Below are 7,228 nucleotides of genomic sequence, written 5' to 3' on the forward strand. Positions count from 1 at the left end.
GGATAACCTAGGGTCTCAGCGGCCTTCTACTAACTTTGCAACGGAGCCGTTCTTCATGCCAATGAAAACTTTCTCTCAGTTACGGGGTACGAACTGAAAGAGATCAAAGGGCAACACCATATTTTATTTGTCACGCCTGAAACCCGTAATTCTGTGGAATACAAAACGTTTTGGCAGCAGCTAGGCCAAGGTGAGTTTAAACGTGGTGAATTTGAGCGTGTCGGCAAAGGCGGACGGCAGGTCTGGATTCAAGCGTCGTACAATCCCATTTTTGATCTATCGGGAAAGCCATTTAAAGTCGTGAAATTTGCCAGTGATATCACTGACCAGAAAATGAAAAATGCCGACTTTGAGGGGCAAATCGACGCGATTGGTAAATCTCAAGCCGTCATTGAATTTGATATGAAAGGAAATATCCTCTCCGCGAATGATAACTTTCTTAAATCGATGGGTTACACCCTGAAAGAGGTACAAGGGCGACATCACTCTATATTTGTTGATGCAGAGTATGGCGCCTCTCGCGAATACAAACAGTTTTGGGAAAAGCTGAACCGTGGCGAATTTGAAAGCGCAGAGTTTCAACGTTTTGCCAAAAACGGTCGAGAAGTTTGGATTCAAGCGTCCTACAACCCTATCTGTGACTTATCCGGTAAACCCTTTAAAGTCGTTAAGTACGCGACAGATATCACCGCAAAAAAAAATGCAGTGGCGTTCATCAGTGGGAGTCTCATGCGTTTGTCTCAAGGGGACTTGAGTGATCGAATCGACCAAGATCTGGACGAAGAGTTTGAACCAGTGAAAGCGGCATTGAATTCGACCGTTGAACGTTTGAATGAACTGGTTCTCGATATTTACAAAGCATCGTCCTCCGTCAGCGCAACGGCGAGAGAGATACAATCGGGGACGACAGAACTGAGCAACAGAACAGAAATTCAAGCCACCAATTTGGAAGAAACTGCCGCGAGCACGCAAGAAATCACAGCGACGTTGAAGCAAAATGCGGATACCTCGGAAAGTGCTGTGAAGTTAGCAAACGAGGCGACGAAAAAGGCGGAGCGTGGTGGGAAAGTCGTTGTTGACGCGGTTGCTGCAATGGAAGACATAGAGAATGCCAGTAATCAGATATCTGATATCATTGGTGTGATTAATGAAATCGCCTTTCAAACGAATTTATTGGCGCTGAATGCTGCTGTAGAGGCGGCGAGAGCCGGAGAGCAAGGACGTGGCTTTGCGGTTGTTGCCGGAGAAGTTCGAAATTTGGCACAGCGCAGTGCGAAAGCCTCCATCGAAATTAAAAATTTGATCAATGCCAGCGTCTCGAAGGTAAAAGACGGTACTCACCTGGTGCGTGAATCGGGTGAAAATTTGGTGGAAATTGTTGAAGCGATAAAAAATGTGTCTGATTTGATTGGGATGATGAGTGTTGCGACCAAAGAGCAATCGATGGGAATTGTTGATATTAATCGGACAATCACCGAAATGGACAACATGACGCAACAAAACGCGGGGCTGGCTGAAGAAACGACCGCAGCCAGTGAAAACATGTTAGGCGAGGCTGAAAACTTACTAGAGTTAGTTCAGTTTTTTAAAACTCGCCGTGCTTAGTTCTCATGCCGTCGCTTGAAGGGAAGGACAGTCAATGTGCGTGAAGATAGGACTTAAGTCGGGCATCATGGCGTCAAGTTGTTCCCTTTCCATCATCGTTTGCTGCAAAAAAGGTTCAATTTTTAAAGGAACGGTCATCAAACACAAATCGATGGCGCAATGTGGTCTGGGTGCAAACGGGGTTTCACGGGTCAAGCCTAATCGCTCATAGAATCGTTTGTGCTTCTTCCCTGACGCGCAAACCATCAGAATATTGCGAAATATTGCGTAAACGCAAAAGCGTTTGCATAAAGCGCTAAAGGCGCAATGGATGACATACCTTTAAACTCTGGCAGCACTGCCAAACGACCGATTTCTAAAATGACCGGGTGCTTTTGGCTAAGCTCTGCAAATTTATCGACAAAACCACGCTCGCAAGGCACCGCAGTCCATTCTAACTCAGCACATTTCACACTGACACGGGCTGTGGCGAAGGGTTTGCCCTGATCTTTTAATAGAAAGGTGAAGTGATTACTTGCTTCATCATATTCGTCTTTGTACAAACCCGTACCAGAAAGGGGCTCATATTCAACATCGGTATAGGCTTGATAACGAATGTTATAGGCGGTGATCTTTTCTTCATGTGTAAGACAAAGGTGGTTAGAGAATTTAGAAAAGTCCATTGCTGCTCCTTAATCGTTATCACGAGCATACTAAGCAATAGTGGATAGATAATTAAATAGGGACTTTTAAATGCCGCGAGAATAAGCACTGTTGCGTGTATACATAAAACATGGGCATTACAGAAAACCTAACCAACTCTCCCAATTTCGTCTTCATAGTACGTAATCCAATTTATTCTTTTTTTAAAGAATGGCTTACTGACAGCGAGTAAAATGACGAGAGGAAAAGTGATGTCATCTATCGCGGCGATCAGTGCCCTATTTAGTGCAGATAAATGGAGCCAAAATGGCGAGATTTTAGACGAATATGCGCTTGCTCTGAACGGCAGTCGGTGTCGTCCTGCGGCCATCGTATGGCCTGAGAATGACGATGATCTCCTTGCGTTGGTGAACGCAGCCAATCAGCACCATTTTTCGCTTCATATACTGGCGCGTGGTAAAAACTGGGGATACGGCACCGCACAAGCCCCCAGCGCTGATCATGTCATTGTTAACCTCATGCGGATGGATAAAGTCCTTGAAGTCAATGAGCAAGATGCTTATGTCCGTATCCAACCCGGTGTTACGCAAGCACAACTCTATGAAGCTGTTGTTGACAGTGAAGCCGCATTGCAACTTGATATCACCGCCGCGGGGAATCACACAAGCGTGGTCGGAAATGTGTTGGAGCGCGGCTTTGGGCATACAAACTACAGTGATCGCTTTGGCAATGTATTATCCATGCGCGTGCTATTACCGACAGGGAAGATCATTGAAACCGGCATGGGAGCGTATCAGCACAGTGTCGCCAAGCACGTTTATCCCTATGGCATTGGCCCCGTGATTCAGGGACTTTTCTCTCAGTCCAATTTAGGCATAGTGCTTGAAATGACGCTCGCTCTTCAGCCTACTCCTGAGTTTACCCTCAATGTCCTTATCCTCTGTCAGTCCGACGCTGATGCGCCCAAGGTAGTCAGTGAGATGGCGCGTTTAAAGCAATTGGGTATTGTGACGAGTGGCGTACATACCGCATCGATGGCACGTGCCATGGGCGCTCAGGCACGAAAAGTGGCAGGCTCATGGGTGATTACCACCACGTTATCAGGCCCAAAATCCATCGCGAAAGCGCGATATCGTGAAATGAAAAAGGCACTCAAAACCGTTGTGCCGAACCTTCGTTTTATTGGGCTGACTCAACGACGTTGGAATGTCATCCAGTGGTTAAATGGGTATTTGAAATCACCACATATCGAGGGACTCAAAATCGTTTGGGATCTCAAGCAAGGCGTTCCTACGGATGATGCAATCAAAACTCTCCTTGACGACCCAAGTGCGCATTCTCAGATGAAAACGGAGGAGTTTCCGGCGTATTTTCGGTGGGTCTGTGCTGTGACAAGCAGTAAAACGCAAGACATTGAACGTATGTTGGATATCTGCCGCCCTCTGTTTGCAAAGTTTGGTTATGAAGACCGCTACACCATGACTAACGTCACCGAGCGCGCAGTGGTGCTGATCGCCAATATTCGCTATGAGAAAACGCCAGCGTCAGTGGCGCGAGCAAGAGAGTTTTACAAAGAACTCGATCATGCACTGCTTGAGCAAGGATTTTGCCCCTACCGCAGTGGCAGTGGATTGTTTGAGGATGTGAGGCAGTTCATTGACCCTAACCATCTTGAACTACTTGGCAGGCTCAAATACGCGGTTGATCCTAACCAAATTCTCTCTCCTGGGAAATACTGGAGCGGCAGCTTGCAGTCACAGCCTGTCGTGGAAGCGCGCGAAACCTGTGTTGATTAGCCATTTTTTCGGCGTTTACAGCAAATACCCCACATAGGGGTATTTGCTCGCATCGTCATTGTTGTCGGATTCTATTTTTTATCCGGGATGGTAAAAAAGGCGACCATTTCCCGCATTTCTTGTGACATGTCCAGCATGCCTTCACTGGCATTGGCTGCTTCTTCAACTAACACTGCGTTTTGTTGGGTCATTCGATCCATTTTGACAATGGCGTTGTTCACCAGATCTATGCCGATACTCTGTTCTTGTGCCGCTTCACTGATTTCTTCCATTTTGCCACCCATCTCTTCAACCATCGAAACAATTTCGGATAGAGTTTTGCCCGATTCGCTCACCAAGGTTGCCCCCACGGCAACTTTATTGTTGCTCGCATTGATGAGCTCTTTAATTTCCTTGGCGGCTTTTGCAGAGCGTTGCGCGAGGTTTCTTACCTCGCCAGCCACGACGGCAAAACCTCGGCCTTGCTCGCCTGCACGGGCGGCTTCGACGGCGGCATTTAATGCAAGAAGGTTGGTTTGAAAAGCGATGTCGTTAATAACGCCGATGATCTCACCTATCTCTTGGCTGGCAGCGCTGATGTCATCCATTGCATCCACCGTCCGATTGATGGCTTTCCCTCCCTCTCTTGCTTTTTCCCTCGCCTTCATGCTGAGCAGTTTCGTCTCGAAGGCGTTCTCTGCACTGTGCTTGACTGTAGAGGTCATGTTTTCCATGCTCGATGCGGTTTCTTGTAACGACGAAGCTTGGTCTTCCGTCCTTTGGCTTAGATCTATATTGCCAGCTACGATTTCACGTGAGTATTTGGACACCGCGGTGGCAGCTTGACGAATGCCACTGATAACTTCCGTTAGTGTGTCGATCGTCTGGTTTGTATCTTGTTTAAGCTGGCCAAATTGTCCTGAATACTCCTTTTCCATTCTTCTGGTCAAGTTGCCTTTTGACATGGCTTCCAACAGGCTTTGCATATCTTCAGTGGTATTTTCTACGTTCGAAATGAGCATGTTCAGCCCTGCCGATAGGTTGTAGAAAAAGCCGCGTTTGCCTTCCATCTGAAGCTTGTTACTGAAGTCCCCTCTGGCAGCACCCGCTATAGCCGTGTCTATTTCAAGCTCAATAGCGACTTCGTCTGTTCTGTCTTTCCATTCCAACACGGTGCCAATCCGCTCTCCTGAATGATTGAACATAGGCACAGCGTTAACTGAAAACACTTTGCTGCCGACAATAAACTCGCTGTAAAAAGGGTCTATTAACGCATCAAGTTTTTCATTTTTTAACGAAGAACCATGCAGCTTGGTTGCAGGTAGACCAATCACATTGTCGGGATTAAAACCGGAAATTTCGGCGGAAAACTCCTTTTCGGCATCGACGAATAGATGGTAAGTAGCGGTATTGATGTAAATAATGTCGTGGTCAGTGTCAGCCATCAAAATGCAGTTGGATGCGCTATCCAGTGCTTGTCGCACTTTTGCATTCTCATTGGCCGTGGATTCAGCAGCGAACTCGGCGGTTTGCTTGGCGCATTCGGCGCATTCGGCACGTTCAACGTTCTCGATAGAGGCGTTGGTTGCCTCTTTTATGCGCAATAAATCGCCTCTGAATTCGCCCTGCATTCTAACGCTAAGATCCCCACTGGCAATTCGTTCCATGACCTTCTGCATTTCACTGAGCGCGTCTTGGGTAGCATCCATGAAGGTGTTAAAGGCTTCTGCTGATTGGCTTATTTCATCGTTCCCCAGTACATTCAAGCGGACGGAGTAGTCGCCATTTTCTGCCACGGCCTTTAATCGTTTCGTCGTTCCACGCATCGGGCGAGCGATTGTACGAGTGATACTATAGGCAATGAGACAACCCAAAACTGCACCCACAATCCCTGTCACTTTAAGCACCAAGACCATGGTGTTGTTTAATGATTCCAGATGGCGAACGTCTTTCTGAAGGATATCCGATTGTGATTGGACAATGCTGTTCACAATGCTTAGTGAGGCCTCAGCCAAAGGGGCGGCTTTGGCACCCAATAGATATTGAGACATGTTCCAACGCTCCGAATCTCTTACTAGGAACATTTCGTCGACGATATCAGGGAACGCTTCTCGTTCTTTGGCGTAACGTATAAACAAGTCTTTTTGTTCTTTGGTCCAAAGGTAGGCGATGTCGTTCATTTCATCGAATCGCACACCGTTGGTGGTCCAATGTTGGAAAAATGCAGCTTTAAAGACGGGATCCCCACTAAACAAGTACGATCTTACGGCGCCAAGGCTGAGAGAAAGCGATGCGCTTGAGTCGGAAATTAACCCCAGCAGTTTTTTTCGAGCCGGTGTTGAGGGCAAGGCTTGCTCGATGGCGCTGAGTCGCTCTAAGTTTGTCACAAGGCGAAAGGTAGAGGGGGCGGCTTGCTCCCCAAAGAGTTTCATGGCGGGCTGCTCATCAACGGTGTGCGCGAGATTTTCGACTTCATCCTGTGCGGCGCGGTATTGTGTTAAGCGTTCTTTTAGCTGGTGGAGTTGAGCGTTGTAATTGGCAATATCAAGTTGGTTCTGGCTGTTACTTAATACATTGAGTTGAACATCAATGTCGCGCCATATTTGCTGCCTTTTTTCGATAAATGTTTTGTCACCCAAAACCAGATATCCGCGGAGAATGGCGAGTGACTTATTGATTTCATTGTTCAATGCTTTCCCCGCAAGCGCTGTCGGGACGGAGTTTTCTAACAGCGAAGAGCCAACGTGCTGCAGCTCTGCCAAACGCGTATTGGTAAACACAACGGCGGAGATAAAAATGGCAATTAACAGGCCAAATCCCAATGCGAGTCGTTGACCGATCGTGAGGTGAATACGTCGAAAATCTGGCTTACTCATCAGTGTTCCTTTCTAGAAGTAGAAGCATGTTTAGCTTTCGATCGATGAGATCAACAAGTGCAAAGACATCTGACGGTGTTTTGTTTTGAGTCGTTATTGTGGTGGCGTTGGCGTAAAAATCGCCGAAGGAGGCGTTTGGCGAAAGGCTATTCATTATAAGGGCCAAGGTATCGAGACATTCACCAGCCTGAAGGAAAATCTCTGCTGGAATGGGGTTGTTGCAAAAAATTCAATCGGGCGGATTTCACCCCGCCGCTTCCTGAAATTACGTGTAAATTACCTCGACATTAAAGAGTCGATTCATGAAGGCGGATCTCTCCCGCACAAGCA

At 47.2% G+C, this 7,228-nt stretch carries 5 protein-coding genes and 1 pseudogene; 4 read left to right on the top strand and 2 right to left on the bottom strand.

Going from position 1 to position 7,228, the window contains the following annotated elements; translation table 11 throughout:
* Window positions 1-51 precede the first annotated feature (51 nt).
* Together B5D35_RS25440 and B5D35_RS25340 are read left to right on the top strand one after the other, a co-directional pair.
* Window positions 52-330, top strand: a pseudogene (locus B5D35_RS25440) (PAS domain-containing protein); the annotation flags it as partial.
* Between the two features lie 3 nt (window positions 331-333).
* Window positions 334-1,605, top strand: a complete 1,272-nt coding sequence (locus B5D35_RS25340; RefSeq protein WP_342068303.1) for a methyl-accepting chemotaxis protein — start codon at window positions 334-336, stop codon at window positions 1,603-1,605.
* A 245-nt stretch (window positions 1,606-1,850) separates the two neighbouring features.
* On the opposite strand, the gene B5D35_RS21935 is transcribed toward B5D35_RS25340, so the two are convergent.
* The gene (locus B5D35_RS21935; RefSeq protein ID WP_078754574.1) at window positions 1,851-2,267 is read right to left on the bottom strand and encodes an N-acyl amino acid synthase FeeM domain-containing protein; all 417 of its coding nucleotides are present in this window, start codon (window positions 2,265-2,267) and stop codon (window positions 1,851-1,853) included.
* 231 nt (window positions 2,268-2,498) lie between these two features.
* Here B5D35_RS21935 and B5D35_RS21940 point away from each other — a divergent pair, with 231 nt between their 5' ends.
* A complete protein-coding gene (locus tag B5D35_RS21940; protein WP_157828437.1) occupies window positions 2,499-4,043 on the top strand; it encodes an FAD-binding oxidoreductase in 1,545 nt (514 codons plus the stop codon).
* A 71-nt stretch (window positions 4,044-4,114) separates the two neighbouring features.
* Here B5D35_RS21940 and B5D35_RS21945 read toward each other — a convergent pair whose 3' ends face one another.
* Entirely contained in the window at window positions 4,115-6,898 is a 2,784-nt protein-coding gene (locus B5D35_RS21945; RefSeq protein WP_078754576.1) for a methyl-accepting chemotaxis protein, read from the bottom strand.
* Between the two features lie 85 nt (window positions 6,899-6,983).
* Between B5D35_RS21945 and B5D35_RS24640 the strand changes: the two genes are divergently transcribed.
* Window positions 6,984-7,228, top strand: a 245-nt coding sequence (locus B5D35_RS24640) for a hypothetical protein (RefSeq protein ID WP_212567564.1), incomplete at its 3' end; no start/stop codon positions are given.

The organism is Enterovibrio nigricans DSM 22720 (assembly GCF_900167155.1).
GTDB lineage: Bacteria > Pseudomonadota > Gammaproteobacteria > Enterobacterales > Vibrionaceae > Enterovibrio > Enterovibrio nigricans.

Excerpts from the sequence above, each read along its gene's own strand:
- B5D35_RS21945 (WP_078754576.1), bottom strand. The coding sequence starts at position 6,898 with ATGAGTAAGCCAGATTTTCGACGTATTCACCTCACGATCGGTCAACGA.
- B5D35_RS25340 (WP_342068303.1), top strand. The coding sequence starts at position 334 with ATGAAAAATGCCGACTTTGAGGGGCAAATCGACGCGATTGGTAAATCT.
- B5D35_RS21940 (WP_157828437.1), top strand. The coding sequence starts at position 2,499 with ATGTCATCTATCGCGGCGATCAGTGCCCTATTTAGTGCAGATAAATGG.
- B5D35_RS21935 (WP_078754574.1), bottom strand. The coding sequence starts at position 2,267 with ATGGACTTTTCTAAATTCTCTAACCACCTTTGTCTTACACATGAAGAA.